General features: G+C 71.4%; 23 protein-coding genes. 11 read left to right on the top strand and 12 right to left on the bottom strand.

Annotated elements, in window-relative coordinates; genetic code table 11:
- Positions 1-2: 2 nt before the first annotated feature.
- Positions 3-1,412 (bottom strand): L-fucose/L-arabinose isomerase family protein, encoded by a 1,410-nt coding sequence (locus BLV05_RS10550; RefSeq protein WP_046769334.1) that lies wholly within the window; start codon positions 1,410-1,412, stop codon positions 3-5.
- Between the two features lie 111 nt (positions 1,413-1,523).
- Here BLV05_RS10550 and BLV05_RS10545 point away from each other — a divergent pair, with 111 nt between their 5' ends.
- The 6 genes from BLV05_RS10545 to BLV05_RS10520 all read left to right on the top strand — a co-directional run bounded on the left by BLV05_RS10545 (position 1,524) and on the right by BLV05_RS10520 (position 7,912).
- Positions 1,524-2,534 carry a LacI family DNA-binding transcriptional regulator gene (locus BLV05_RS10545; RefSeq protein WP_046769333.1) on the top strand — a complete coding sequence of 337 codons (1,011 nt, stop codon included), beginning with the start codon at positions 1,524-1,526 and terminating at the stop codon, positions 2,532-2,534.
- 102 nt (positions 2,535-2,636) lie between these two features.
- On the top strand, positions 2,637-3,959 hold the full coding sequence (locus BLV05_RS10540; protein ID WP_082155295.1) for an ABC transporter substrate-binding protein: 1,323 nt from the start codon (positions 2,637-2,639) through the stop codon (positions 3,957-3,959).
- Entirely contained in the window at positions 3,956-4,867 is a 912-nt protein-coding gene (locus tag BLV05_RS10535; protein ID WP_046769332.1) for a carbohydrate ABC transporter permease, read from the top strand. The genes BLV05_RS10540 and BLV05_RS10535 overlap by 4 nt, the downstream gene beginning before the upstream one ends.
- Positions 4,851-5,738: a carbohydrate ABC transporter permease gene (locus BLV05_RS10530; protein WP_052762548.1), complete on the top strand. Its 888-nt coding sequence runs from the start codon at positions 4,851-4,853 to the stop codon at positions 5,736-5,738. Before BLV05_RS10535 ends, BLV05_RS10530 begins: the two co-directional genes overlap by 17 nt.
- Before the next feature lie 14 nt (positions 5,739-5,752).
- Positions 5,753-6,808 (top strand): glycoside hydrolase family 172 protein, encoded by a 1,056-nt coding sequence (locus BLV05_RS10525; RefSeq protein ID WP_046769331.1) that lies wholly within the window; start codon positions 5,753-5,755, stop codon positions 6,806-6,808.
- 24 nt (positions 6,809-6,832) lie between these two features.
- Complete coding sequence (locus BLV05_RS10520) at positions 6,833-7,912, top strand: DUF4185 domain-containing protein (protein WP_046769330.1); 1,080 nt, start codon at positions 6,833-6,835, stop codon at positions 7,910-7,912.
- Positions 7,913-7,924: 12 nt separating this feature from the next.
- Here BLV05_RS10520 and BLV05_RS10515 read toward each other — a convergent pair whose 3' ends face one another.
- The 10 genes from BLV05_RS10515 to BLV05_RS35720 all read right to left on the bottom strand — a co-directional run bounded on the left by BLV05_RS10515 (position 7,925) and on the right by BLV05_RS35720 (position 19,198).
- Positions 7,925-9,886, bottom strand: coding sequence for a hypothetical protein (locus tag BLV05_RS10515; protein ID WP_152690791.1), 1,962 nt, complete (start codon positions 9,884-9,886; stop codon positions 7,925-7,927).
- Positions 9,887-10,034: 148 nt separating this feature from the next.
- Entirely contained in the window at positions 10,035-11,252 is a 1,218-nt protein-coding gene (locus BLV05_RS10510; protein WP_046769328.1) for an NADP-dependent isocitrate dehydrogenase, read from the bottom strand.
- A 55-nt stretch (positions 11,253-11,307) separates the two neighbouring features.
- Positions 11,308-12,294, bottom strand: a complete 987-nt coding sequence (locus BLV05_RS10505) for a malate dehydrogenase (RefSeq protein ID WP_046769327.1) — start codon at positions 12,292-12,294, stop codon at positions 11,308-11,310.
- A gap of 43 nt (positions 12,295-12,337) precedes the next feature.
- Positions 12,338-12,691 carry a DUF3017 domain-containing protein gene (locus BLV05_RS10500; protein ID WP_152690790.1) on the bottom strand — a complete coding sequence of 118 codons (354 nt, stop codon included), beginning with the start codon at positions 12,689-12,691 and terminating at the stop codon, positions 12,338-12,340.
- On the bottom strand, positions 12,688-13,815 hold the full coding sequence (locus tag BLV05_RS10495; RefSeq protein ID WP_046769325.1) for a citrate/2-methylcitrate synthase: 1,128 nt from the start codon (positions 13,813-13,815) through the stop codon (positions 12,688-12,690). The genes BLV05_RS10500 and BLV05_RS10495 overlap by 4 nt, the downstream gene beginning before the upstream one ends.
- A 75-nt stretch (positions 13,816-13,890) precedes the next feature.
- Positions 13,891-14,760 (bottom strand): bifunctional methylenetetrahydrofolate dehydrogenase/methenyltetrahydrofolate cyclohydrolase, encoded by an 870-nt coding sequence (locus BLV05_RS10490; protein WP_046769324.1) that lies wholly within the window; start codon positions 14,758-14,760, stop codon positions 13,891-13,893.
- Positions 14,761-14,803: 43 nt separating this feature from the next.
- Complete coding sequence (locus BLV05_RS36515) at positions 14,804-14,977, bottom strand: DUF5302 domain-containing protein (protein WP_160312751.1); 174 nt, start codon at positions 14,975-14,977, stop codon at positions 14,804-14,806.
- A 603-nt stretch (positions 14,978-15,580) separates the two neighbouring features.
- Positions 15,581-17,143 carry a bifunctional phosphoribosylaminoimidazolecarboxamide formyltransferase/IMP cyclohydrolase gene (gene purH / locus BLV05_RS10485; RefSeq protein ID WP_046769323.1) on the bottom strand — a complete coding sequence of 521 codons (1,563 nt, stop codon included), beginning with the start codon at positions 17,141-17,143 and terminating at the stop codon, positions 15,581-15,583.
- Positions 17,140-17,745 carry a phosphoribosylglycinamide formyltransferase gene (purN, locus tag BLV05_RS10480; protein WP_046769322.1) on the bottom strand — a complete coding sequence of 202 codons (606 nt, stop codon included), beginning with the start codon at positions 17,743-17,745 and terminating at the stop codon, positions 17,140-17,142. Before purN ends, purH begins: the two co-directional genes overlap by 4 nt.
- 19 nt (positions 17,746-17,764) lie before the next feature.
- Positions 17,765-19,198, bottom strand: a complete 1,434-nt coding sequence (locus BLV05_RS35720; protein WP_046769321.1) for a cell division protein PerM — start codon at positions 19,196-19,198, stop codon at positions 17,765-17,767.
- Between the two features lie 193 nt (positions 19,199-19,391).
- On the opposite strand from BLV05_RS35720, the gene BLV05_RS10470 reads away from it, so the two are divergent.
- From BLV05_RS10470 to kynU, 5 genes are read left to right on the top strand one after another with little or no spacing between them, the layout of a single operon-like run.
- Positions 19,392-19,877 (top strand): sigma factor-like helix-turn-helix DNA-binding protein, encoded by a 486-nt coding sequence (locus tag BLV05_RS10470; protein WP_046769320.1) that lies wholly within the window; start codon positions 19,392-19,394, stop codon positions 19,875-19,877.
- 58 nt (positions 19,878-19,935) lie between these two features.
- Positions 19,936-21,330 carry a hypothetical protein gene (locus BLV05_RS10465; RefSeq protein WP_052762547.1) on the top strand — a complete coding sequence of 465 codons (1,395 nt, stop codon included), beginning with the start codon at positions 19,936-19,938 and terminating at the stop codon, positions 21,328-21,330.
- 5 nt (positions 21,331-21,335) lie between these two features.
- Positions 21,336-21,854 carry an RNA polymerase sigma factor gene (locus tag BLV05_RS10460; protein ID WP_046769319.1) on the top strand — a complete coding sequence of 173 codons (519 nt, stop codon included), beginning with the start codon at positions 21,336-21,338 and terminating at the stop codon, positions 21,852-21,854.
- Positions 21,851-23,353 (top strand): hypothetical protein, encoded by a 1,503-nt coding sequence (locus BLV05_RS10455; protein ID WP_046769318.1) that lies wholly within the window; start codon positions 21,851-21,853, stop codon positions 23,351-23,353. Before BLV05_RS10460 ends, BLV05_RS10455 begins: the two co-directional genes overlap by 4 nt.
- Positions 23,354-23,364: 11 nt before the next feature.
- A complete protein-coding gene (gene kynU, locus BLV05_RS10450) occupies positions 23,365-24,606 on the top strand; it encodes a kynureninase (protein ID WP_172860792.1) in 1,242 nt (413 codons plus the stop codon).
- A 71-nt stretch (positions 24,607-24,677) separates the two neighbouring features.
- On the opposite strand, the gene BLV05_RS10445 is transcribed toward kynU, so the two are convergent.
- Positions 24,678-25,268 (bottom strand): dihydrofolate reductase family protein, encoded by a 591-nt coding sequence (locus BLV05_RS10445; RefSeq protein WP_046769410.1) that lies wholly within the window; start codon positions 25,266-25,268, stop codon positions 24,678-24,680.
- Positions 25,269-25,296: the final 28 nt, after the last annotated feature.

Raw genomic sequence — 25,296 nt, 5'->3', positions numbered from 1 at the left:
CGCTACCCGCCCAGCCGCTGGAAGTCGACGTCCAGCTGCCGGCAGACCTGCTCGAGCTCGGCCACGTAGTCGCCGGGGACGGCGTGGATGTGGTTGGCGCCGAACCGGGACAGGAACTCGTCGGCCGGGACGTCCATGCGGGTGAACGCGTGCGGCCACTCGAACGTCGACTGCCGGGCCAGCTGCTCGTTGACCTCGTCGCCGTAGTCCTCGAACGCGCCGCGCACCACCTGCATGCGGTAGCGGCCGCTGTGCCGGGTGAGCCGGGCCAGCGTCATGTCGCCGGGTGCGGCGATGTGGTGCACCGACGCGCCGCCGGCCGGGAAGAAGAACACCTCCGGGTACAGGTGGACGCGGCGCAGGTTCTCCGCCGGGTCGTCGCTGCGGGCGGCGTACCAGGTGGCGTGCTGGCCGGAGTTGGCCATGTCCCAGATGTCGCGGTCGGCGTGGTAGTGCCGGACGTCGGCGAAGAGCACCGGGTCGCCGGAGATCAGCTTGAGGATCTGCATGGTCAGCGCGGCGTCCATGTCAGACTCCGTCGCGGTGACGTGGCTGGGCTTCGGGCCCTCCCAGTCGTACGGGTCGTTGAGGAACGCCTCGGTGATGTCCATCGTGGTGAAGTGCGTCGTCAGCTCCGGCTGGCCCTTGATGCCGGAGAAGTCGAGGTTCCACTCGTCGATCAGCTCACGCACCGCGTGGTACGAGCGGATCTGCCGCTCCAGCAGCTCGGGCGTGAGCTGCTTGCCGTCGTAGTGGACGTTGGCGTGCTTCTCCAGCCACTCCCGGCCTTCCTTGGCCCGGGCGGGCGACACCAGCTCGGACCGGCGGACGATCTCCCACTGGTCGATCTCCTCGACGTCGACGCCGAAGGTCGCCAGCCACTGGTCGGTGTTCGCGACGGCGGTGTACATACCCATCGGGCGGCCGCCGAACCGGCCGAACGTGCTCCCCCGCAGCCCGCCGACCGCCTGCGCCGCCCGGACGTGCACCAGCAGCCGCTCCAGCGTCACCGGGTCGGCGACGTCGCCCCAGACCCGGCCGTGCACGCGGCCGATCTGGTCCAGCCCGCCACCCGCGGCCAGCATGCCGACCATGCCGGGCTGCACCGGGTCGATGTTCGACAGCAGCACCAGCGGTCCCGGCGTCGCGTCGGCGGCGAGCATGGAGAAGTGCGGGAACGCCCACACCGAGTAGTTGAAGATCGTGAGGTCGGGCCGCGCCTCGGCGACCAGCCGGGCCTGGCTGGACGCCAGTTCGTTGGTCCACACCAGCTCGGGGGCCCGGACCACCTCGTGCCCGGCGCCCTCCAGCGCCGCGGCGATCGCGTCCTCGGACGAGCGGGCCCAGTCCGCGATGTCGCGGTGCACGAAGTCGCGTCCGTCGGAGATCGTCAACAGGCCGATACGTGCCACAGTGCACTCCTCGCGTCGGCGGGAACGGTAAGAAATCGATTGCGCGCCACGGTAGGATGACGGCGCAGCGAATGTCAACGGGCTCGCGGTCGAGCACGGAACGGGGGCACGGTGGTCACCATCTACGACGTTGCACGCCAGGCGGGCGTGTCGGCCGCCACCGTGTCGCGCGTGCTCAACGGCCACGTCAAGGTCGATCCGGTGCTGGCGGGACGGGTCACCGACGCGGTCGCGCAACTCGGCTACCGCCGCAACGCCGTCGCCCGCAACCTGCGCATCAGCCAGACCACGCTGTGGGCAGTCATCGTCTCCGACGTCCAGAACCCTTTCTTCACCTCGATGGTCCGCGGCATCGAGGACGTCGCGCTCTCCGCCGGGTACTCCGTCGTGCTCTGCAACAGCGACGAGAACCCGGAAAAGGAGTCGAACTACATCACGGCGGCGCTGGCCGAGCGCATGGCCGGGGTCGTCATCTCGCCGTCGTCGAACCGCGTCGACGACGTCGAGCTGCTGCTCCAGGCCGGCTGCCCGGTGGTCGTCATCGACCGCGAACTGGACGGCCTCAGCACCGACACCGTCCTGGTCGACAACGAGCACGGCGCTCAGCTGGGCACCGCGCACCTCGTCGAGCAAGGCTTTCGCCGCATCGCGTGCATCGCTGGGCCACGCTGGCTCAGCACCGCCACCCAGCGGCTCGACGGCTACGGCCGCGCGCTGCGCGAGGCCGGGCAGCCGGTCGACCCCGCCCTCGTGCGGCACGCCGACTTCCGCGAGCGCGGCGGGTACGAGGCCATGGCGTCGCTGCTCGACGACAACGCCGCGGCGCCGCCCGACGCCGTCTTCGCGGCCAACAACCTCATGACCATCGGCGCCATGGAGTGCCTGGTCGAGCGCGGAGTGACGGTGCCATCTGACGTCGCCATCGTGGGGTTCGACGCCATCCCGTGGGCCGACCTCATCCGGCCCACCCTGACCACGGTCGCCCAGCCGACCTACGAGGTCGGCCGGCGGGCGGCGCAGCTGCTGACAAAGCGCTTGGCCAGCCCAGCCGCCGAGCCCACCCGCATCGTGCTGCCCACGGCGCTGCAGATCCGGGCCAGCTCGATCCGCGCCACCGCCTGACCTCGCCGACCCAGCCCTTGACAGTGGGTGGAGCCCGCGCCTAGCGTCATCGAAATCGATTTCTCGGTCGACATCGGAGTCGACGAGAGAGGGAGACGCGAGATGGCCGGTTACCGCCCACCAGTGCTCACCCGCCGTCAGTTCACGACCAGGATGCTCGCCGCGGGCGCCTCTGCCGGTGTTCTCGCGCCGCTGCTCTCCTCCTGCGGAGGCGACGACAGCAGTGGCAGCAGCGGGGGCGGGCCGATCCAGTTCTGGAAGTTCGTCGCCGACGGCGACGATCCGCAGATCGAGGCCGCCATCAAGCGCTGGAACGCCGAGAACGCGGACATGCAGGTGAAGTTCCAGACCTTCCCGTTCGCCGACTACACCGGCACCAAGCTGACCACAGCGTTCGCCGCCGGCAACGGCCCGGACGTGTTCTGGATCAGCCCCGGCGCGTTCCTCAACTACGTCAACACCGGAGTGTCCGCGCCGGTCGACGACCTCGTCGACAAGAGCGGGTACAACCCCGCCTCCGTCGCCGCCGTCACCGTCGAGGGGGCGATGCAGGCGCTGCCGTTCGAGATCGAACCGGTGGCCCTGTTCTACCGCGAGGACCACCTGGCCGACGCCGGCATCGAACCACCCACCACCTGGGACGGGCTGTTCTCCGCCGCACAGGAGCTCACCGCCGCCGAGCGCAAGGGCATCATCATCGAGGTCGCCCCCGGGCCGTACCAGAACTTCACCTGGTACCCGTTCCTGTGGAGCGCCGGCGGCGAGGTGGTCAACGAGGACTCGACGGAGTCGGCGCTGCGCACCCCGGAGGCGGCCGCGGCGTTCGACCTGTGGGGGCGCCTCGTCACCGAGGGCTACGCGCCCAACGACAACGCGACGTCGACCACCGACATCGGCACGCTCGGCCGGGGCGAGACGTCCATGCAGGTGTGCGGGTTCTGGGCGATCGCCGCGCTGCAGGAGGAATTCGCCGACCAGCCGATCAACGTCATCCCGATTCCCGCGCCCGACGGCGGCACTCCGGTCTCCGTCTACGGCGGCTGGACACAGATGCTCAACGCCGAGAGCCCGCGGCTGGACGCGGCCAAGGCGTTCACGAAGTGGCTGTGGGTCGACGACGACGTGTTCGCCGAGGAGTGGGCCTGCCGAGCCGGCTCGAAGTTCTCGCCGCGCGAAGCCGTCAACGAGGCCTGCGGCGACGTGTTCGGCGGCGACCCGCACAGCGTGTTCACCGAGCAGATCCTGCCCATCGCCCGGGCTGAGCCGCGCTACCCCGACCAGGTGGTCAAGGCGGTCGGCGACGGCCTCCAGGCGGCGATGTTCCGCGGCGCGAGCGGCGAGGACGCGGCGGCGGTGGCAGCCGACGCCATCGACAGGTTCCTCTCTTCGTACCAGGGCGCGCCGCTCAATCCCGAGAGCACGTGAGCAGCGCCGTCGACACCGCGCCGCCGCGCTGGTGGCGAACCCGGCGCGGCGAGCAGCGGCTGGTCGGGTACGCGTTCTTGCTGCCGGACCTGCTGGGCCTGGCGGTGTTCGTGGCGCTGCCGATCCTGGGCGCGTTCTACATCTCGTTCCACGACTGGACCGGCATCGGGGCGCGGGAGTGGTCCGGAACGGCCAACTACGAGACGCTGCTGCAGGACCAGGCGTTCCGCGACTCGCTCAGGATCACCGCCGTCTACACGGTCACGTTCGTGCCGCTGTTGTTCGTGCTGTCTCTTGCGCTGGCGCTGCTGGTCAACCGCGGCCTGGCACTGAGCGGGTTCTTCCGGTCGGCCTACTTCGCGCCGTTCATGGTGTCGCTGGTGGTGGCCTCGGTCATCTGGGGGTTCATGCTGCAGGACCCCGGCGGCGTGCTGAACGCGATCATCGGGCTCTTCGGCATCGACCCGCAGCCGTGGCTCGGCTCGACCCGGCTGGCGCTGGTGTCGGTGATCCTGGTGACGCTCTGGCAAGGCGTCGGCTACAGCATGATCATCTTCCTGACCGGGCTGCAGGACATCCCGAAGGTCTACTACGAGGCGGCGGTGGTCGACGGCGCCGGCGCGTGGCGGCGCTTCCGCGGCATCACGCTGCCGCTGCTGCGCCCCACCAGCGTGTTCGTCCTGCTCATCACGTTCATCAGCGCGCTGCAGCTGTTCGACCCGATCTATGTGCTGACGCAGGGCGGCCCGGCCGGCGCGACTCGCACCACCGTCGTCTACATCTACGAGACCGCCTTCCAGTTCCTGCAGCTGGGCTATGCGTCGGCGCTGTCGGTGGCGCTGTTCGTGATCATCCTGGTCTTCTCCCTCCTCCAGCTACGGATCTTCCGCCATGAGTCATACGACTGAGGCCGCGCCGGTCCGGGAGCTCACCGCCCGCCCGCCGGTCCCCCGTCGCCGGCGCCGGCTGGCCGACCGGCTGGTGCTGTACACGCTGGCGATCCTGGCGTTCGTCGTATTGGCCGGGCCACTGCTGTGGATGCTGTCCAGCTCGCTCAAGGACGGCTCCGAGGTGCTGGCCAACCCGCCGACGGTGCTGCCGCGCGAGCTGCATTTCCAGAACTACATCGACGTGTTCGAGCAGGTGCCGTTCGCGCGGTACCTGCTGAACTCGCTGTTCGTCGCGACCGTCGTCACGGCGGTGTCGTTGCTGTTCCACTCGATGGCGGCGTACTCGCTGGCCCGGCTGCGCTTCCCCGGCCGCAACGCGATCTTCCTGGCCATCCTGTCGACGCTGATGGTGCCGTTCACCGTCATCGTGATCCCGCTGTTCATCATCGTCGACTGGCTGGGCTGGGTAGACACCTACCAGGGCCTGATCATCCCGATGATCCCGCACGCGTTCGGCATCTTCCTGCTGCGGCAGTTCTACCTGTCGCTACCTCGGGAGCTCGAGGAGGCGGCGATCGTCGACGGCGCCGGCCTGGTCAAGGTGTACTGGCACATCGTGCTGCCGTTGTCGCGGCCGATCCTGGCGGCGCTGGGCATCTTCTTCTTCCTGGCCAACTGGAACAATTTCCTGTGGCCGCTCATCGTCACGCAGTCGCAGGACCTGTGGGTGGTGCAGCTGGGCATGCAGCAGTTCACCGGCCAGCACGGCACCCAGTACCACCTGATCATGGCCGCCTCGACGCTGGCGGCGCTGCCGACGCTCATCCTGTTCTTCGTCCTCCAGCGCCGGCTCGTGGAGGGCATCAAACTGACCGGCCTCAAGGGCTGAGGAGCAGATCGCCGATGACCGGACCCCTGTCGAACCTGCCGCAGCTGACCGGGACCAGGAGCGCCCGCGCCTCCAGCTGGGACCGGACCGGCGGCAACGACGACCGCCTGACCATCGCGCCTGGCGACACGGCGCAGCTCGCGGCCATCGACGAACCGGGCGTGGTGCGGCACATCTGGGTGACGATCGCCTGCGACGACGAGCACTACCTGCGCAAGATCGTGCTGCGGATGTACTGGGACGGCGCCGACAGCCCGTGCGTCGAGGCGCCGGTGGGCGACTTCTTCGGGCTCGGGCACGCACAGCACCGCAACTTCGTGTCCATGCCACTGCAGATGAGCCCGCAGGACGGCAAGGCGTTCAACTGCTGGTTCCCGATGCCGTTCGACTCCGCCCGCATCGAGGTGGCCAACGAGTGCGCCACCGACGTCGTCTTCTACTACTACGTCGACTACGACCTCACCGGCGCCCCGGACCCGCGGGCCGGCCGGTTCCACGCCCGATGGCAGCGGCAGAACCCGACCGACGGACTGGCCGACGAGTCCGGGCTGACGAACAGCGAGTTCCAGTTCGGCGGCGCCAACACCGACGGCGCCGGCAACTACGTGCTGCTCGACGCCGTGGGCGAGGGCCACTACGTCGGCTGCCATGTCGACATCGAGAACCTGCGCCAGGTCGGGCCCGCGCAGTTCAACTGGTACGGCGAGGGCGACGACATGATCTTCGTCGACGGCGAGCCGTTCCCGCCGTCGTTGCACGGCACCGGCACCGAGGACTACTTCAACACCGCCTGGTGCCCGGCCGAGGAGTACAACGCGCCCTACCACGGCATCGTGCTGCCGGGCGGGCAGAACTGGTCCGGGAAGATCTCGCTGTATCGCTACCACATCGAGGACCCGGTCCGGTTCCAGCGGTCGATCAAGGTGACCATCGAGCACGGGCACAACAATCATCGCTCGGACGACTGGTCGAGCACGGCGTACTGGTACCAGACCGAGCCGCACGCACAGGTCCCGCCGCTGCCGCCGGTGACCGACCGGCTGCCGCGCCCGGACGAACGGCTGTTCTGACGATCCGCTCCCCGGAGGTGTCGTATGAGAACCCTGTTGCCGACGGCGACCATCGCCGGTCTGCTGCTAGCGACCGCCCTCGCCGCGGACGGTGGACCGGCGCCGTCGGACGGCGTCACCGTCACCCGCGGCGTGCCGGTGGCTCGGCTGACCGGCGCCGGCTCGATCAACGAGACCGCGGCGAACTATCAGGTGTACGGCACCGACCTCGGCATCATGTGGGACAACGGCGCCGGCGACGTGCTGATGGCCTTCGGCGACACCTATGGCGAGGGCTGGGGCGGCAACGGCGCCGGGCCGCGCGAGGCGGACTGGCGGTGCAACGTGCTGGCGACGTCCTCGGACCGCGACCTGGCCGACGGCATGACGTTCGACTCGATGGTGCAGGACCGGCCCGGCCACGCCGGGCAGCTGCTGGACTGCCTCAAGCAGAACGAGGTGGAAGAGACGGTGATCCCGACGGCCGGCATCGCGGTCGGCGGGCGCAGCTACATCCACTACATGTCGGTGAACCACTGGGGCCCGGCCGGCACCTGGTTCACCAACCACTCCGGCATCGCCTGGTCCGACGACGACGGCCAGACGTGGACGAAGGACCCGGACGCGGTCTGGGCGAACACGCCTGAGTGGGACAGTAGTTTCCAGATGACCGCGTACGCCCGCCACCGCGGCCACGTCTACCTGTTCGGCACGCCCAACGGCCGGTGGGGCGACGCGCACGTGGCGCGCGTCCCAGCCGGCCGGGTGCAGGACAAGGACGCGTACCGGTACTGGGACGGCGCCGGTTGGTCCCGCGACGAGGCGGCCGCCGCGCCCGTCGCCGACGGGCCGATCGGCGAGCTGTCCGTGCAGTACAACGAGTACACCGGCCGCTGGCTGATGACGTACCTCGACGAGTCGCGGGCGCAGATCGTGCTGCGCGACGCGCCACGGCCGACCGGGCCGTGGGGTGAGGAGCAGGTCATCGTCGACGGCGCGGAGTATCCGGCGCTGTACGGCGGGTACCTGCACCCGTGGTCCAGCGGCCCGGACCTCTACTTCGCGCTGACCCAGTGGGGCCCGTACAACGTGACGCTGATGCGCTCGACGCTCACCCGGGAGTGACGGCGGGGCGACTCAACGGCTACGAGCCTTGAACGCGGCCTTCCGGGCGGCCTTCGACACCGCCTTGTCAGTCACGATGCGGGAGATCGCCTCCAGGACGTCTCCCGCTCGCGGGTGGTCGGTACGTGACAGCCCGTCGAAGAAGGGTGCTGGGTTCGCCTCGGCGATCTCCCCGGGCATGGCTTCCCGAAGCTCGTCCGTCTCAGTGCCCAGCGCATCGATCATCGGAGCGAGCTGCTCGGCCGCCATCCAGGCGCGATCAGTATCGGACATCGGCCGGGGACCGGACTCACCGCGCAGCTCGAACCACGTCGCCGCGTAGCGCCACCATGGTGTGTCGATCAGCCGGGCAACGGCCGGGCGCGCTGCCGGCCCGATGCGATTGAGCAGGTCGAACACGACCGGCCGGATGTGGGGGTCCGCCTCGCTGATCGCATTGGCCAGCTCGCCGGCCAGCGTCTCGTGGTCGGCGGCGTCGAGCCAGGCCGCGAGCTCGGCCTCCGCGTCGTCATCGGTCAGCTGCGACAGACCTGTAAGCCTGGTGATCGTGTCCGCGCCGGAGAGGTCGCCCACGCTCGGCGCGTCCCAGCCGAACGAGGTGTACAGCGTGTTGAGCTTCCACACGCCGAGCGGCGTCAATCGGACGGCGTCGCCGACGAGCGTCACCGCTCCGAGCCGCTCCAGCCGGCTCAACCCGCCATCGAGAGCCTCCGCCACCTCGGTTCTCGGGTCGAAGCTCGGCAGAGTGAAGACCTGGTGCCCGGCGATCTGCTCGGCATGGCTCTCGACGACGCGCTCCCGCGAGATCTCCCCGTCGGCATAGGCGGTGAACAGCATCGGGGGGAGGTCGGCGTGGACGTCCGCCTGATAGGTCATGGCGGCCATGTCGCCCTCAACGAGTGCGGCCAGGACGGCATCGAAGAGGTCGCCCCACGCCGAGAGCACCGCGTCGCCGTCGCCCGACTGCCAGGCGTCCATCGCCTCGCCCGGATAGGCCCGGCTGGCGGTGAGGCGGACGAAGCCCGACCCGGCCGCGTAACTCCACAACTCGTCGAGATCCCGCAGGTCCGCGCTGCTGCGGAGGGGCCACATCAGCTCGCGGCGGGCGAGCTCCGCCGGATCGACCAAGCCGAGGTCGAGGGCCGCCTGCCTGCCGTCCTTGACACGGAGCGCACCCGTGGCCGTGACTTCCCGGCGATCGCCGAGCCAGCGCACCAGAGATAGGACATCGGCGACCAGCGGTGCCGACCGAGCCGCATCGACGAGCTCGGCGACCGGCGCCACCCGCACGGCCGGCAATGGCACCGGTGGCTGCGGCGGCGGGCCGGCGGGCGGCACCGCGCCGAGGATGCGGTCGCGCTCCTCGAAGGGCAGTGCGTTGAACTCGGCAGTCAGCTCGTCCAGTGTGGCCTGGTCCGGTATGCCCTCCGCGCCCATGGCGGACAGCAGCCGCTTGCCCATGCCCCACCGTTCGGGGTCGTTCACCGCGGCGGCGAATGCCGACACCGCGGACTCGGCCTCCGCCCTGAGCCGCCGAATGGCGTAGGGCCGCTTCTGGTCGGCCAGGAACTCGACGAAGAGCGGGACCGTGCGGACCAGCGCCTCGGTCCATTCCTGGTCCGCGATCACCTTCCGCGGGACGATGTCGACCAGGATCTCGGTCATCTCGCCGGCCCGCCATGAGGCCGGGTCCGTGGAGTCGAAGTAACTCGCCTTGAACTCCAGAATGGTCTCGACGACGTCAGGCTCGACCTGGACCCCCGGATGGTTGCCCTCCGCCCAGGCGACGAACTCCGCAAGGACCTGACGATGCGCGCTTTCGCTCACGGCCACACCGTACGCCGGACAGCAGACCACAGAGGATCCCACATCGCCGACTAGGCAGATTCCGCGTCGCTCACTAGCAGGATTCCGCAGTAGCCTCGCGCAGCCGCACGCAGATGCTCCGCGCCTTGGCAAGGCTGGTCGCTCCACGAGCCGGACATTTCACGCAGGCCCTGCGACGACCAGCCTTGCCAAGAGGATGGCCAGACGCGCCAAGGCGGAAGCCGACCGAGCGTACGCCGCCCGGCCACTCCCCAGGAGCGACCGGGCACACGACGTCGCGGGCCGAGAACCCCGGTCAGACGAGCCGCTTGGCGAGGTTCTCGTCGAGCGCGCCGAGGAAGTCCTCGGTGGTCTTCCACTCCTGGTCCGGGCCGACCAGCAGCGCGAGGTCCTTCGTCATGACGCCGGACTCGACCGTCTTGATGATGACGTCCTCGAGGGTCTCGGCGAAGCCGGTGACCTCGGGAGTGTTGTCGAGCTTGCCGCGGTGCTTGAGGCCGCCGGTCCAGGCGTAGATGGACGCGATCGGGTTGGTCGACGTCGGCTTGCCGGCCTGGTGCTGGCGGTAGTGCCGGGTGACGGTGCCGTGCGCGGCCTCGGCCTCGACGGTCTTGCCGTCGGGCGTCATGAGCACCGACGTCATCAGGCCGAGCGAGCCGAAGCCCTGCGCGACGGTGTCGGACTGGACGTCGCCGTCGTAGTTCTTGCAGGCCCAGACGTAGCCGCCCTCCCACTTCAGCGCGGCCGCGACCATGTCGTCGATGAGCCGGTGCTCGTAGGTCAGGCCGGCCGCCTCGAACTCGGCCTTGAACTCCCGCTCGAAGACGTCGGCGAAGATGTCCTTGAAGGCGCCGTCGTAGGCCTTGAGGATGGTGTTCTTCGTCGACATGTAGACCGGGTAGTTGCGCTGCAGGCCGTACGAGAACGAGGCGCGGGCGAAGTCCTCGATGGACTTGTTGAAGTTGTACATGCCCATGGCCACGCCGCCGTCGTCGCCGTAGTTGGCGACCACGTGCTGGATCGGCTCGGAGCCGTCGGCCGGGGTGAACGTGATGGTCAGCTCGCCGGCGCCGGGCACCTTGAAGTTGGTCGCCTTGTACTGGTCGCCGTGCGCGTGACGGCCGATGATGATCGGCTTGGTCCAGCCCGGCACCAGCCGCGGGATGTTCGAGATGATGATCGGCTCGCGGAACACCACGCCGCCGAGGATGTTGCGGATCGTGCCGTTGGGCGAGACCCACATCTTCTTCAGGCCGAACTCCTCGACCCGCGCCTCGTCGGGCGTGATGGTGGCGCACTTGACGCCGACGCCGTGCTCCTTGATGGCGTTGGCGGCGTCGATGGTCACCTGGTCGTCGGTGGCATCGCGGTGCTCGATGCCGAGGTCGTAGTAGCGCAGGTCGATGTCGAGGTACGGGTGGATCAGCCGCTCTTTGATGAACGACCAGATGATCCGCGTCATCTCGTCGCCGTCGAGCTCGACGACGGGCCCGGCTACCTTGATCTTCGCCATGGTGTCAGCAACTCCTGGATGAGAATGTTTGTCTCGACGTCAAGATAACAGACGATCAGATGAGGCCCAGCGCCGCCACCGCGTCGCGCTCCTCGGTCAGCTCCTGGACCGACGCGTCGATGCGCGCCCGCGAGAAGTCACTGACCTCGAGGCCCTGGACGATCTCCCAGGCGCCGTCGCGCGAGACCACCGGGAACGACGAGATCAGCCCTTCGGCCACGCCGTACGAGCCGTCGGAGACGATGGCGGCCGACGTCCAGTCGCCCTCGGGGGTGCCGTTGACCCAGTCGTAGACGTGGTCGATGGCCGCATTGGCCGCCGACGCCGCCGACGACGCGCCGCGCGCCTCGATGATCGCGGCGCCGCGCTTGGCCACCGTCGGGATGAAGTCGTCGCTCAGCCACGACTCGTCGACCAGCTCGGACGCCGGCTTCCCGGCGATCTCGGCGTGGAAGATGTCGGGGTACTGGGTGGCGGAGTGGTTGCCCCAGATGGTCAGCTTGCTGATGTCGGCGACGCCGACGCCCAGCTTCGCCGACAGCTGCGACAGCGCGCGGTTGTGGTCGAGGCGGGTCATCGCGGTGAAGCGGTCGGCCGGCACGTCCGGCGCGTGCGAGCGGGCGATCAGCGCGTTGGTGTTGGCCGGGTTGCCGACCACCAGCACGCGGACGTCGGACGCCGCGCCGGCATTGATCGCCTCGCCCTGCGGCTTGAAGATGCCGCCATTGGCCTCGAGCAGGTCGCCGCGCTCCATGCCCTTCGTCCGCGGCCGCGCACCCACCAGCAGGGCGACGTTGACGCCGTCGAACGCCTGACGCGGGTCGTCGTAGATGTCGATGCCGCTGAGCAGCGGGAACGCGCAGTCGTCCAGCTCCATGGCGGTGCCCTCGGCCGCCTTCACCGCCGGCGGGATCTCCAGCAGCTTCAACCGCACCGGGGTGTCGGCGCCCAGCAGCTGCCCGGACGCCACCCGGAACAGCAGGGCGTAGCCGATCTGACCGGCCGCGCCGGTGACGGTGACGTTGACGGGCGCCTGGACCATGGTGATTCTCTCCTCGATGAGCTGCGACGTGGTCGGTCGGGGTTCAGGACGGGGGCGGGACGATGAGCGACGCGATCAGGGTCCCCGCCCCCAGGAACCCCAGCGTCAGCAGGTCGAGCGCGCGCGAGCGCACCTTGAGCAGGCCGGCGACGCTGCTGGGCAGCACCGCCCGCAGGGCGACGGCCAGGCAGATGCCGCCGGCGATGAGGACCGTGCCCCGGCGGAAGTGGTTGTCGGCGACGATGACGGTGCCGACCGCGACGACGGCGAGCACCAGCAGCAGCGGCCACTGCCGGAACACCGCGCGCAACCAGCTCGCAGGCATCAGCCGCCGCTCGGCGGCCGCGGCCCAGCGGCTGCTGGCCGCCGCGCGATGGGAACCGGCTCGTGTACTCACCGCTTCGAGATCTCCACCCACTGCTGGTCGTGCGGCCCGGTGTAGTCGCTGTCGGGCCGGATGAGTCGATTGTCCTCGTGCTGCTCGATGACGTGCGCCGTCCAGCCGCTCATCCGCGAGATCGCGAACACCGGCGTGAACAGGTCGGTCGGGATGCCCAGCGCGTGGTAGACGCTGGCGGCGAAGAAGTCGACGTTCGGGTACAGGCCCTTCTCGTCGAGCACCACCTGCTCCATGCGGCGGGAGAACTCGTAGTAGCGGCCGTTGCCGGTGAGCTCGGCCAGCTCCTCGCTCATGCGGCGCAGGTGCGTGGCGCGCGGGTCCTCGGTCTTGTAGACCCGGTGGCCGAACCCCATGAGCTTGCGGCCGGCGGCGAGCTCGTCGCGGACGAACTGGTCGACGGCGTCGGCTTCGCCGTCGATGGACGTCAGCGTCTTCATGACCGCCTCGTTCGCGCCGCCGTGCAGCGGGCCGCGCAGCGCGCCCATGGCGCCGGTGATGGCCGAGTGCATGTCGGACAGCGTGGCGGCGATGACCCGCGCGGTGAACGTCGACGCGTTCATCGTGTGGTCGGCGTGCAGCACCAGGCACTCGTCGAACAGCTCCGCGGCCCGCGGCGCCGGCCGCTCACCGGTGATCTGCAGCAGGAAGTTGCCGGCGATGCCCAGCTCGGGGTCGGCCTCGGGGACCTCGCGGCCGGACCGCTGCGCCTCGTACGACGCCACCAGCACCGGCATCTGCGCGACCAGCCGGGTCGCCTTGCGGCGATCGGCCTCGATGGACGCGTCGGCGGCGTCGGGGTCGTCGATGGCCAGCGACGACACCAGCGTGCGCAGGGCCTCCATGGGGGTGCCGCTCTTGACGACGTACGGCAGCAGCGTGGTGGCGACCGAGCCGTACCGGCGGCCGTCGGCCAGTTCGGCCATCAGGCCGTCCAGCTCGGCCTGGGTGGGCAGCGTGCCCCGCTGCAGCAGATGGACGCACTCCTCGAAGGAGATGCGCCCGGCGATGTCGTGGATGTCGTAGCCGCGATAGGAGAGCCGACCCGCCCGCCCGTCGATGTCGGAGATCGACGTGGACGCGGCCACGACGTCGGCGAGGCCGCGCGGAGACTTCTCGGCCATGAAATGGATCCTCCTCGAGGGGCAAGAACGAACCGGCGTCGAGACGCCGGCCCGCTCGCCGGGCGTGGGTCCGGCCTAGGCGCGGACGGCGGACTCGGCCGCCTCCACGACGTTGGCCAACAGCATTGCACGAGTCATGGGGCCGATGCCGCCGGGCATCGGGGCGAGATATCCGGCGACCTCGCGCACCTCGGGCGCGATGTCACCGGTGTAGCGGCCCTTGCCGTCAGGACCGACGACGCGGGTGATGCCGACGTCGAGGACGGCCGCCCCCGGCTTGATCATGTCGGCGGTGACGAGCCCCGGCACACCGGCCGCGGCGATGACGATGTCGGCCCGCCGCACCGTGCCCGCGAGGTCGCGGGTACCGGTGTGGCAGATCGTGACGGTGGCGTTCTCGCTGCGCCGGGAGAACAGCAGGCCCATCGGACGGCCCGCGGTGACACCGCGCCCGACGACCACCAGCTCGGCGCCGTCGGTCGGGACGTCGTAGCGACGCAGCAGCTCGAGGCAGCCGCGGGGCGTGCAGGGCAGCGGCGCCGGCTGCATGAGCACCAGCTTGCCGAGGTTCTGCGGGTGCAGGCCGTCGGCGTCCTTGGCGGGGTCGATGGCCGACAGCACCCGCTCTTCGTCCAGGCCCTTCGGCAGCGGCAGCTGGACGATGAAGCCGTGGCACGCGGGGTTCGCGTTCATCTCGGCGATGGCCGCCTCGACCTCGGCCTGCGTGGCCGTGGCGGGCAGCTCGATCTGGAGCGACTCGATGCCGACCTCGGCGCAGTCGCGGTGCTTGCCGACGACGTAGGCGTGGCTGCCGGGGTCGTCGCCGACGAGGACGGTGCCCAGGCCCGGGACCATGCCCCGTTCGCCCAGGGCCTTGACCCGGGCGGTGAGCTCGGACCGGATGGTGGCCGCCGTGTTCTTGCCGTCGAGAATCTTCGCGCTCACGTATCTGATTCTCGCATGGTCCGAACCGGCGGCCGACCGGTGCTCAGCCGCTCTTGCGGCGGAACATCCGCTGGGTCTTCGCGGCGTCCTCGTGCGCGGGTCCGGTGCCGGACACTTGGTCGTCCGGGTGCTCGTGGTCGGCGGTCTTCTTCCGCTCCAAGGCCTCACGCATCTTGGCCTTGAGATCGTCGTTGCCGCCGGACTTCTTGGCTGCCATAGTCGTCACCCTACCTCGCCAACTCCCCTGATCATCACCGATTCCGGCGCCCCTCACCGCCACCTCCGCCCCCGAAATGAGGCTCGTCGACCCGTTCCGTGGGCCGGGCGCCATAGGTAGGCCAGGCGACCTGGGTCGCTCGGCGAACTGGCTCGCCGGGCTCACGTGCGTCTGGGGTTGCCGCGTTCGCCGTCCCCCTGCTGCCCCATTCTCTTGGCCGCTATCAGAGGACGGGGAAAGACCGGGCGCAGCTCGGATGTGTGCCGTCGCCCCGTCCGATGGGAGTTTTCCCCGCCATAGCGAGGAAGACTCCCTCCCGACGCCGTCAAGACCGAGTTACTACGGCCAGAGCACCAGTAACTCGGTCTTGACAGCACGGACGTGACACCAGACCGGGACGCCCGTCGCCAGACTCCCCCGTCCCCCTGATAACTGCCCGCACTTGGCCGCAGACCCGCGGGTCAAGCGGTCATCGCCGGCGCGAAGCGCCCCACAGTCCGCTTGAGGCGCGGGTCCGCGGCTAAGACCATGGGCAGCAGGGGGACGGCCAACGTGGCCTCCCCCGTCCGACGCGGCGACCCCCGACGAACCGGGCCGCGGTCGTCAGTGGAAGAAGTGCCGCGTACCGGTGAAGTACATCGTGATGCCGGCCTCACGGGCGGCGGCCACGACCTCCTCGTCGCGCACCGAGCCGCCCGGCTGGACGACGGCGCGGACGCCGGCCTCGGCGAGCACCTGCAGGCCGTCGGGGAACGGGAAGAACGCGTCGGAGGCGCCGACGGAGCCTGCGGCGCGCTCGGCGGCGCGGGTGACCGCGAGCCGGGCGGAGTCGACGCGGTTGACCTGGCCCATGCCGACGCCGACCGCGGCGCCGCCGCTGGCCAGCAGGATCGCGTTGCTCTTCACCGACCGCACGGCCCGCCACGCGAACACGAGGTCGGCCAGCGTCGCCTCGTCGACGGCGTCGCCCGCGGCCAGCGTCCAGGTGGCGGGGTCGTCGCCCTCGGCGTCGACGCGATCGACCTGCTGCACGAGCAGGCCGCCGGAGATCGCCCGCGACTCGACCGGCCGGGCGTCGGCGCCGGCGACCCGCAGCAGCCGCACGTTCTTCTTCTGCGTCAGCAGGTCCAGCGCGCCCGGCTCGAAGTCGGGCGCCACGACGACCTCGGTGAAGATCGTCGAGATCAGCTCCGCCGCCTCGGCCGTGACCGGGCGGTTCGCCGCGATGACGCCGCCGTACGCCGACACCGGGTCGGTCGCGTTGGCCTTGCGGTGCGCGTCGGCGATGTCGGCGCCGACGGCGATGCCGCACGGGTTCGCGTGCTTGATGATCGCGACGGCCGGCTCGGCGAAGTCGTGCGCCGAGCGCCACGCGGCGTCGGCGTCGACGTAGTTGTTGTACGACATCTCCTTGCCGTGCAGCTGCTCCGCGCCGGCCAGCCCGGGCGCGCCGAAGCCGCTGCGGTACAGCGCCGCGGCCTGGTGGGGGTTCTCGCCATAGCGCAGGACGGCGCTGCGATCCCAGCTGCCGCCGACCCACTCGGGGAAGACGGTGCCGTCGGCCGGCGGCGCGACGACGCTGCCCAGCCACGACGCGACGTGCACGTCGTAGGTGGCCGTGTGGGTGAACGCCTGTAGCGCCAGCCGCTGCCGCTCGCCCAGCTTGAACCCGCCGGCCTCGACGGCGGCCAGCACCTCGCCGTAGCGGGCGGGGTCGACGACGACGGCGACGTTCGCGTGGTTCTTCGCCGCGCCGCGGACCATCGACGGCCCGCCGATGTCGATCTGCTCGATCACCTCGTCCGGCCCGGCGCCCGACGCGACCGTCTGCGCGAACGGGTACAGGTTGCTCACCAGCAGCTGGAACGGCTCGATGCCGAGTTCCTCGAGCTGCCCGCGGTGGCTCTCCAGCCGGACGTCGGCGAGCAGGCCCGCGTGCACGTTCGGGTGCAGCGTCTTGACCCGTCCGTCGAGGCACTCGGGGAACCCGGTGAGCTCCTCGACCGCCGTCACCGGCACCCCGGCGGCGGCGATGCGGGCCGCCGTCGACCCCGTCGAGACGATGGCGACGCCGGCGGCGTGCAGGCCGCGGGCGAGATCCTCCAGCCCCGTCTTGTCGTAGACGCTGATCAGCGCGCGCCGGATCGGCGTACGGGCCTCGCTCACGGGATGGTGACCTTTCTCTCGTTGATGGTCCAGCCCTCGCGGGCCAGCCGCCCGATGTAGTCGACCAGCTGGGCGCGCTCGGCGACCTTGATCCGCTCGGTCAGCGTGTCCTCGGTGTCGTCGTCGTGCACCGGGACGGCGACCTGCGCGACGATCGGGCCGGTGTCGACGCCCTCGTCGACGAAGAACAGCGTGGCGCCGGTGACCTTGACGCCGTACGCGAGCGCGTCGCGGGGGCCGTGGATGCCCGGGAACGACGGCAGCAGCGCGTTGTGGGTGTTGAGATAGCGGTCGCCGAAGCGGCGCAGGAATGCCGGGCCGACCAGTTTCAGGAACCCCGCCGAGACGACGAGGTCAGGCGAGTGCTCGGCGGTCCGCTCGGCCAGCGCGCTGTCCCAGCCGGCGCGTTCGGGGTGGTCCTTCACCCGCTCGACGAACGTCGGCACGCCGGCCTCGGCGGCGAGGTCGAGCGCGCGGATGCCGTCACGGTCGGCGCCGACGGCCACGACCGACGCACCGTAGGACGGGTCGGCGCAGGCATCGAGCAGAGCGGCGAGGTTGCTGCCGGCACCCGATACCAGCACCACGATCCGGCAGGTCACCCGGCGACAATACCCGGACCTATTGTTCTGGTGGCGGAGGTGGTGGTTCCTCTTCTTTGACGGAGATCGGCTCACCCTCCGCTGTGTCTTCTGCCCGGTCCGCCGGGTCGACGTCCGCCGCATGCGCCGCATCGTCTGCCGGGGCGTCCACCGGGGCGTCCACCGGGGCGTCCACCGGAGCAGCAGGGCGGCGGCGGAACCGGAGCGCCAGGACGACCACGACCGCCGGCACCGCGACCAGGCCGAACGTCGCGGCGGCGACCTCCCACGGCACCGGGCCCAGAGCCGTCAGCCGCTCCGCGCCCACCGAACCGCCGGACAGCAGCGCCAGCACGGCCATCGCGACCGCCGCGATCGCCGCGGCGCCGGCCGCCACCCCGGCCGCCGGCCACAGCGGCACCACCGGCTGCTCCTCGACGTCCGCCCCTTCGACGTCCTCCCCGCCCGGTTCCTCGTCGCTCTCGTCCACCTCCGCACCGGCTGGGACCGGGACCGAGCCGAGCCGCCGATGCACGATCAGCCCGGCCAGCACGCCGGCCACGACCGGCCCGGCGACCACGAGCCACGTCACCGAGCCGGGCAGGTCCGACGGCAGCGCACCGAACACCGGGACGGCGGGCAGCAGGCCGAGCGTGACCCCGTCGGGCGCCACCGAGGTCGCCGTCCCGACCGCGAAGCCGGGTCCGAGCGCGAACGCCGCGGACCACACCACCAGGTTCGGCACCAGCAGCGCGCAGCCGGCGACGAGCAGCGTCGCGCCGAGCGGGCCGGCGTCCAGGGCGGTGGCGAGGTCCCCGATGCGGCCGGTGTGCGCGAGCAGGCTGACCCCCAGCAGCGTCGCGCCCACTCCGACCAGCCCCGCCACCGCCGCGGCCGCGCCGGCCAGTGCCGCGCGCATCAGAGGTGGCACCCGCCACCACCAGTCGGCCAGCAGTCCGGATTCGTGCGCCACCCCGGTCGTCGCGGCGGCGCCGGACCACAGCGCCGCCCACAGCATCGCCTCGAACGGGTCGCCCGCGACGTCGGAGGTGGCCGTGGACGCGGCGATGATCCCGGCGCCCACGACGTACGTGACCACGACCGGCACGACGACGGCGGCCGCGCCGCGCGTCGTCGCCACCCCGGCCGAGTGCGCCGCCCACCGGGCCGACCGGTGCAGCAGCAGCACGAACAACACGGTGAGGCCGAGCGGGGCGAGCGTGAACGACCCCTCGCCGACCTCGAGACCGGCATGATGCGCGGTCAGCCAGACGCGCGAGGCGAACCGCAGCGGGTCGCCCAGCGGCCCGACCGCGCCCTCGGCGATCCAGACCGCCACCCCCGGCAGCACGCACAGCGCGAACCCGGCCAGCAGCGCCCACGCCGTCGCCACGATGGCCGCCAGCCACGGGACCCGCGACCCCCACGCCGGCTCGTCGCGCCGGAGCAGCGGTCGGGTCAGCAGGTCGGCCACGTCTCCATGGTCACCGGAAAGGCCGCGGGAAACCGCGGCACCACGCCGGGGATGCCCTGATCGACTGCCTTTCCCGCGAGCGGATTACGAGGAAACGCGCCCGATCACCGAATAAGTCGTGCAACCGTGGGGCGCACTCACGGGTCCTCCTGGGTGTAAGCGGAGAACGATAGGCACAGGGGAGGTTTTCGGCATGCGCGAACCCGCGGACTTCGACGCGTTCTACGACGCCACGAGCCGCCGCGTGTTGCATCAGCTCTACGCGCTGACCGGAGACCTCGGCCGGGCCCGCGACTGCACCCAGGAGGCGTACGCGCGGGCCTGGCGCCACTGGCCCGCCGTCACCGCTGCCACCAGCCCGGAAGCGTGGGTTCGCGGCACCGCGTGGCGGCTGGCGTCCGGCCCGTTGCGGCGGGGCGTGAAGCGGGGCCCGAAGCAACCCGCGGCGCCGCCCGGCGCCGAGTCCGCGGACCTCGTCGCGGCGCTGCTGCGGCTGCCGGAAAGACAGCGTTACGCGTTCGTCGTCCGGTATCTCGCCGGTGCGGCCGTCGCCGACATCGCGGCCGAGACCGGAACGTCCGTCGCGACCGTCGAGAACCGGCTTGCGAAGGCCCACACCACCCTGGCTCGTATTCTCCCCGGCGACATCGCCGCTCTCACCGGAGGCCACCGTGTCTGACAGCCACGACGACAGCCTTTCCCGGCGCTTGTCGTCGCTCGAATCGGACCTTGCGGGCATGTCGCTCGCCGGTCCGGCCGCCGCCCGGCGCCGTGCCGCGCAGCGGACCAGGCACCAGGTGACCGGCGGCGTACTGGCGGGCGTCACGGCGGTCGCGCTCGGCGTGCTCGCGGTCAGCCCGCCCGAGTTCATCGCGTCGCCGGAGCCGGTCGACTCGCCGAGCGAGACCGGCACGCCGACGGCCGTCCCCACGCCGGAGCCGACCCCGTCCACCACGACGCCGGTCGAGCCCACCCCGGACCCGACCGGCACCGAGACCCCCGGCGGCGACGACGGCCAGGACGGCGGCACCGGTGGCGATGACGGCGGCGGCGGGACGAGCTCGCTGGCCGTTCCGCCGGGCGCGCTGATCGACCTCGAGTACCTCACCCGCGGCGAGGAGTTCCCGTCCGACTGGGTCGAGGTCCCGGCGGGCGACAGCTGGCTGCCGTGCATGCCGGTGGCTGGTGACGGTGCCGCGGCGGCGGCGTTCGCCGTCGAGCCCTACTACCGCGTCGAGCACATCGTCGAGCCGGCCGGAGCCGGCGCCGAGGCCCGGCTCGCGGAGCTGCGCGACCAGATCACCTCGTGCGCGAACGGCGACGACCACAACCTCATCCAGGAGTGGCAGGTCGGCGGCGTCGGCGACGAGACGTACCTGCTGGTCTGGCGGGGGCCGCCGTCCACCGCCGACACCCAGACCTACGTCGAGGCGAGCCTCACGCGCGCCGGCGGCTTCGTCGACATCGTCGTCAGGGGCGGCGAGGGCCAGGACTACAACGGCGTGGCCCAGCCGAACGACGCGGTCGAGGCGACCAGCCGGCTGTGCGCGGTCGCTGACACCGAGTGCCCGTCGGAGCCGGAGCGCGAGCAGCTCTACCCCGAGCCGGCCGGCGACGTCGACGGGTGGCTCACCGCCGACGACCTCTCCGAGGCCGGGCTCGAAGCGCTCAGCCAGGGCAGTGACGTCCTCAGCAGCAACGACGAGGGCGGACCCGCCGCTTACGGCTACGTCGCGTTCACCCGCGACCCGTTCGCCGACGGCGCCGAGGTCATGGAGCAGCGCTACTACAGCGACCCCCTGGAACCCGGCGGGCCGAACATCAACCAGGAACGCGCCACGTTCCCCAACGCCGAGGCCGCCCGCGCCCACTACGCGGAGCTGATGGCCGCGGTCGACCAGTTCACCCAGCCCGGCGACGTGATGGAGAACACCGGGTCGGTCTCCACCGACGGCTACGAGGCCACCACCTGGCGCTCGGAGAACGCCGAGTTCGGGTCGGTGTTCCTCTCCGGCGCCGCGGTCAGCGGCAACGTCGTCACCGTCGTCTACTACGGCGTCGACCAGGTCGACCTCTCGCCCGAGCAGATGCAGCGGCTGATGGAACTCGCCGCGCAGCGGATCGGGGGGTGAGGACGATGGCCGCGAACACCAACGACTTCGACGAGTTCTACAACGCCACCCACCGCCGCGTCCTGCACCAGATGTACGCGATGACCGGCAACCTCGCCGACGCGCAGGAGTGCACGCAGGAGGCGTATGCCCGAGCCTGGCAGCGCTGGAAGACCGTCAGCCAGGCCAGCAGCCCGGAGGCCTGGATCCGCACCGTCGCCTGGCGCATCGCCGCCAGCCGCTGGCGCAAGGCGAAGAACGGCGTCACCGCGCTGGTCAAGCACGGTGTGCCCGACCACTCGCCGTCGCCGGACCCGGACCACGTCGCGCTGGTCACGGCGCTCAAGCAGATCCCGGAGAGCCAGCGGCAGGCGATCGTGCTGCACCACCTGGTCGGGATGAGCGTCGACGACATCGCGGCCGAGACCGGGACACCGTCGGGGACCATCAAGGCACGCCTGTCGCGGGGGCGGGCGGCGCTGGCACAACTGCTCACCGACAGCGGCGACACCGCGGGGCTCCCGGCGGGAGGTGAGGCGTCGTGACGGATCCCCTGGACGACGAGCTGCGGCGCCGCCTCACAGGGCTGTCGGCCGACCTCGACGGCGTCTCACTGCCGGGACCGTCGGCGGCCCGCCGGCGGGCGGCGAAGCGGACCCGCCACCAGGTCACCGGCGGGGTGCTGGCCGGGGTCGCGGTGGTCGCGGGCGGCGTATTCGCCGTCGGCCCGTCCGACCTCACGGCGACGCCCGAGCCGGCGCCGCCGGCCAGCCTGTCCACCTTGAACCCCGAGCCCACGACGACGCCGCCCGAGCTGGACGCCGCGCTGTTCACCCCCGCGGACGTCGCCGGCGACACCGGGATCGAGTGGACCGCCGCGTCCGAGCCCGGCCCCGAGATCGCCTGCGACCCGGCCGCGACCATCGACACCATGAGCTCGATCCTCGACCGTGCCCAGGTGGGCTTCGCCGCCGAGGTGGGCGAGGTCCGGCAGGATCTCGTGCGGTTCGCCGACGGCGGCAGCGCCACCGGCGTGGCCGACACCCTCGTCACGTGCCTGGACGAAGAGAGCGCCGACGACGGCGTGCCGTACGTCAGCGACACCCTGGCGCTCACCGGCGTCGGCGACGAGGGCTGGCTGACCCGCTACTACCTGGACCCGGCCGACCAGCAGGCCACCGTCGCCGTGGTCGCGATCGTGCGCAGCGGCGACGTCGTCAGCGTCACCGTCCAGACCGAGACCACGGCCGACACGGTGGGTGACGTCGAGCTGGACCTCGCGGTGCCGGCCGCGGCGGCGGCGCGGCTGTGCGACGTGCTGTTCGGCACCACCTGCGTGGCCGAGCCCGGCACCGAGGACCTCGCCGGGGCCGACCTCCAACCCGAGAGCTCCGCCGACGCGCCGGAGGGCGACCCGACCGGCGACCCCACCGGTGAACCGAGCGACGGCCCGGCCGAAGAGGCGCCTGACGACGAGCCCACGACGCCGGCCGAGGAGCTGCTCGAGCTCGCCGACGACCCGTTCCTCACCGAGGCGGACGTCGCCGCGATCGGCACGGCCACCGGCTTCGTCCGACAGCCGGAGATGGACGTCGACTTCGGGTCGGCGCCCTGCCTGCAGGACCCGATGGGCTTCGGCGCCGTCACCGTCGCCGGTCTCGGCTACAACCACGACCTCGACGCCAGCCTCTACGAGTGGGTGGGGCAACTGCCCGACGCCGACTCGGCCTTCCAGGTGGTCGCCGCGCACACCTCGCTGCCCGACGTCTGCGGCGAGGTGGACGCCGACCGGGAGCAGACGGTGGGCGAGCCGGTCGCCGTCGAGGTCGAGGGCGCCGACGACGCCGTCGCGTGGACCGTCGAGAGCGTCCCGACCGCGGACAACCCCGGCTCGGAGACCTCGTTCGCCGGCCTCGGGGTCGCCCGCGTCGGCAACCTCGTCGTCGCGGTCGCGTTCAACGCGATGGGCGACCCGTCCGGCGGCGACTGGCCGGGCGTCGCGACCGGGCTGCTGGCCAGCGCGGTCGCGCGGGTGGCCGGCTGAGGCGTCGTACGCTGCGGGTCATGGAGCGCACCGACGCCGAGGCCCTGGACCGCGACGACCCGCTGGCGCACCTGCGCGACCGGTTCGACCTGCCGGACGGGCTGATCTATCTGGACGGCAACTCGCTCGGCCCGCTGCCGCGCGGCGTGGCCGAGCGGGTCGGCCGGCTGGTCGGCGCCGAATGGCGCGACGACCTCATCACGTCGTGGAACACGCACGGCTGGTACGACCTGCCGGCGACGGTCGGGGCGAAGCTGGAGCCGCTGCTCGGCGCCGAGCCCGGCACCGTCACCGTCGGCGACTCCACCAGCGTCCAGCTGTTCAAGCTGCTGGTGGCCGGCGCCCGGCTGCGGCCGGACCGGCGGGTCGTCGTCACCGAGCCGGGCAACTTCCCCACCGACTCCTACGTCATCGACGGCGTCGCGCGGCTGCTCGGGCTGACGGTGCGGTGGTGGTCCGCCGACGACGAACCGCTGAGCGCGGTGCTGGACGACGACGTCGCCGTGGTCTCGCTGTGCCACGTCGACTACCGGCTCGGGCGCATGCACGACGGCGCCGCCGTCACCCGCGCGGTGCACGACGCCGGCGCCGTCGTGCTGTGGGACCTGTGCCATTCGGCCGGTGCCGTCGCCGTCGACCTCGCCGGCTGGGGCGCCGACCTCGCGGCAGGCTGCGGCTACAAGTACCTCAACGGCGGCCCCGGCGCGCCCGCGTTCGGCTACGTCGCGCCGCGCTGGCTGGACACCGTCGACCAGCCGATCACCGGCTGGTTCGGGCACGCGGCGCCGTTCGCGCTGGAGCGCGACTACCGGCCGGCCGACGGCGTGCGGCGGCTGCTCAGCGGCACCACGCCGGTCATCGGGACGGCGGTGCTGGACGCCGCGCTGGACGCGTTCGACGGCGTCGACATCGCGGCGGTGCGCCGCAAGTCGCTGGCGCTCACCGACCTGTTCCTCACCCTCGCCGCCGACCGGCTGAGCGCCTACGGCGTCGAGGCCGAGGTGCCGCGCGACCACGCCGCCCGCGGCTCGCAGCTGTGCCTGCGGCTGCCCGAGGCGTACGGGTTCGTGCAGGCGCTGATCGCCCGCCGCGTCGTCGGCGACTTCCGCGAGCCCGACCTCGCCCGGTTCGGCGTCGCGCCGCTCTACACCCGCTTCGCCGACGTGTACGACGCGGTCGAGCACATGGCCGCCATCCTGGCCGCTGACGAGCACCGCCGCCCCGAGAACGCCGCCCGCGCCGCCGTCACCTGACCGTTCAGGGCCCTTTGCAATGAGCACCTATACGCACCGGTGCGTATAGGTGCTCATTGCAAAGCGTCCGGTCAGCGGTCCCGGTCATAGGTCGCGATGATGACGCCGGTCGTGGTCGGGACCGACTTCACCAGCCGGAACGCCGCCAGCTGAGAGCCGTCGCGGAACAGCCGGGTGCCCTCGCCGAGCACCAGCGGATGGATCGACAGCACGAACTGGTCGACGAGGTCGTCGCGCAGCAGCGTCTGCACCAGCTCGCCGCTGCCCAGCACGCCGATGTCGCCGGGCTCGCGCTCCTTGACGGCGGCCAGCTCGCCGCCGTCGCGAACGAGGACGGAGTTCTCCCAGGTCAGCGGCTCGGTGAGGCTGGTCGACACGACGTACTTGGTGGCGGCGTTCAGCACCGGCGTGAACGGGTTGCCGTCGGTCTGCTTCGGCCAGAACCCCTCGAAGTTCTGGTACGTGACGCGGCCGAACAGCAGCGGGCCACCCGCCGAGCCCTGCGCCATGCCCGCGCTCATCTCTCGCATCGCGACCTCGTCGGCGTACGGCGCGCCCCAGCCGCCGTGCCGGAAGCCGCCGCGGGTGTCCTCGTCAGGCCCGCCCGGCGCCTGCATGACGCCGTCGAGGCTGACGTTCTCGATGACCACGATCTTGCCCATGACTGCCTCCTCGAGCATGGATCTAAAC

The organism is Jiangella alkaliphila (assembly GCF_900105925.1).
Classification (GTDB): domain Bacteria; phylum Actinomycetota; class Actinomycetes; order Jiangellales; family Jiangellaceae; genus Jiangella; species Jiangella alkaliphila.
Note: the sequence above shows the minus strand (reverse complement) of the source record. Positions and strands in the feature narration are given on the sequence as shown.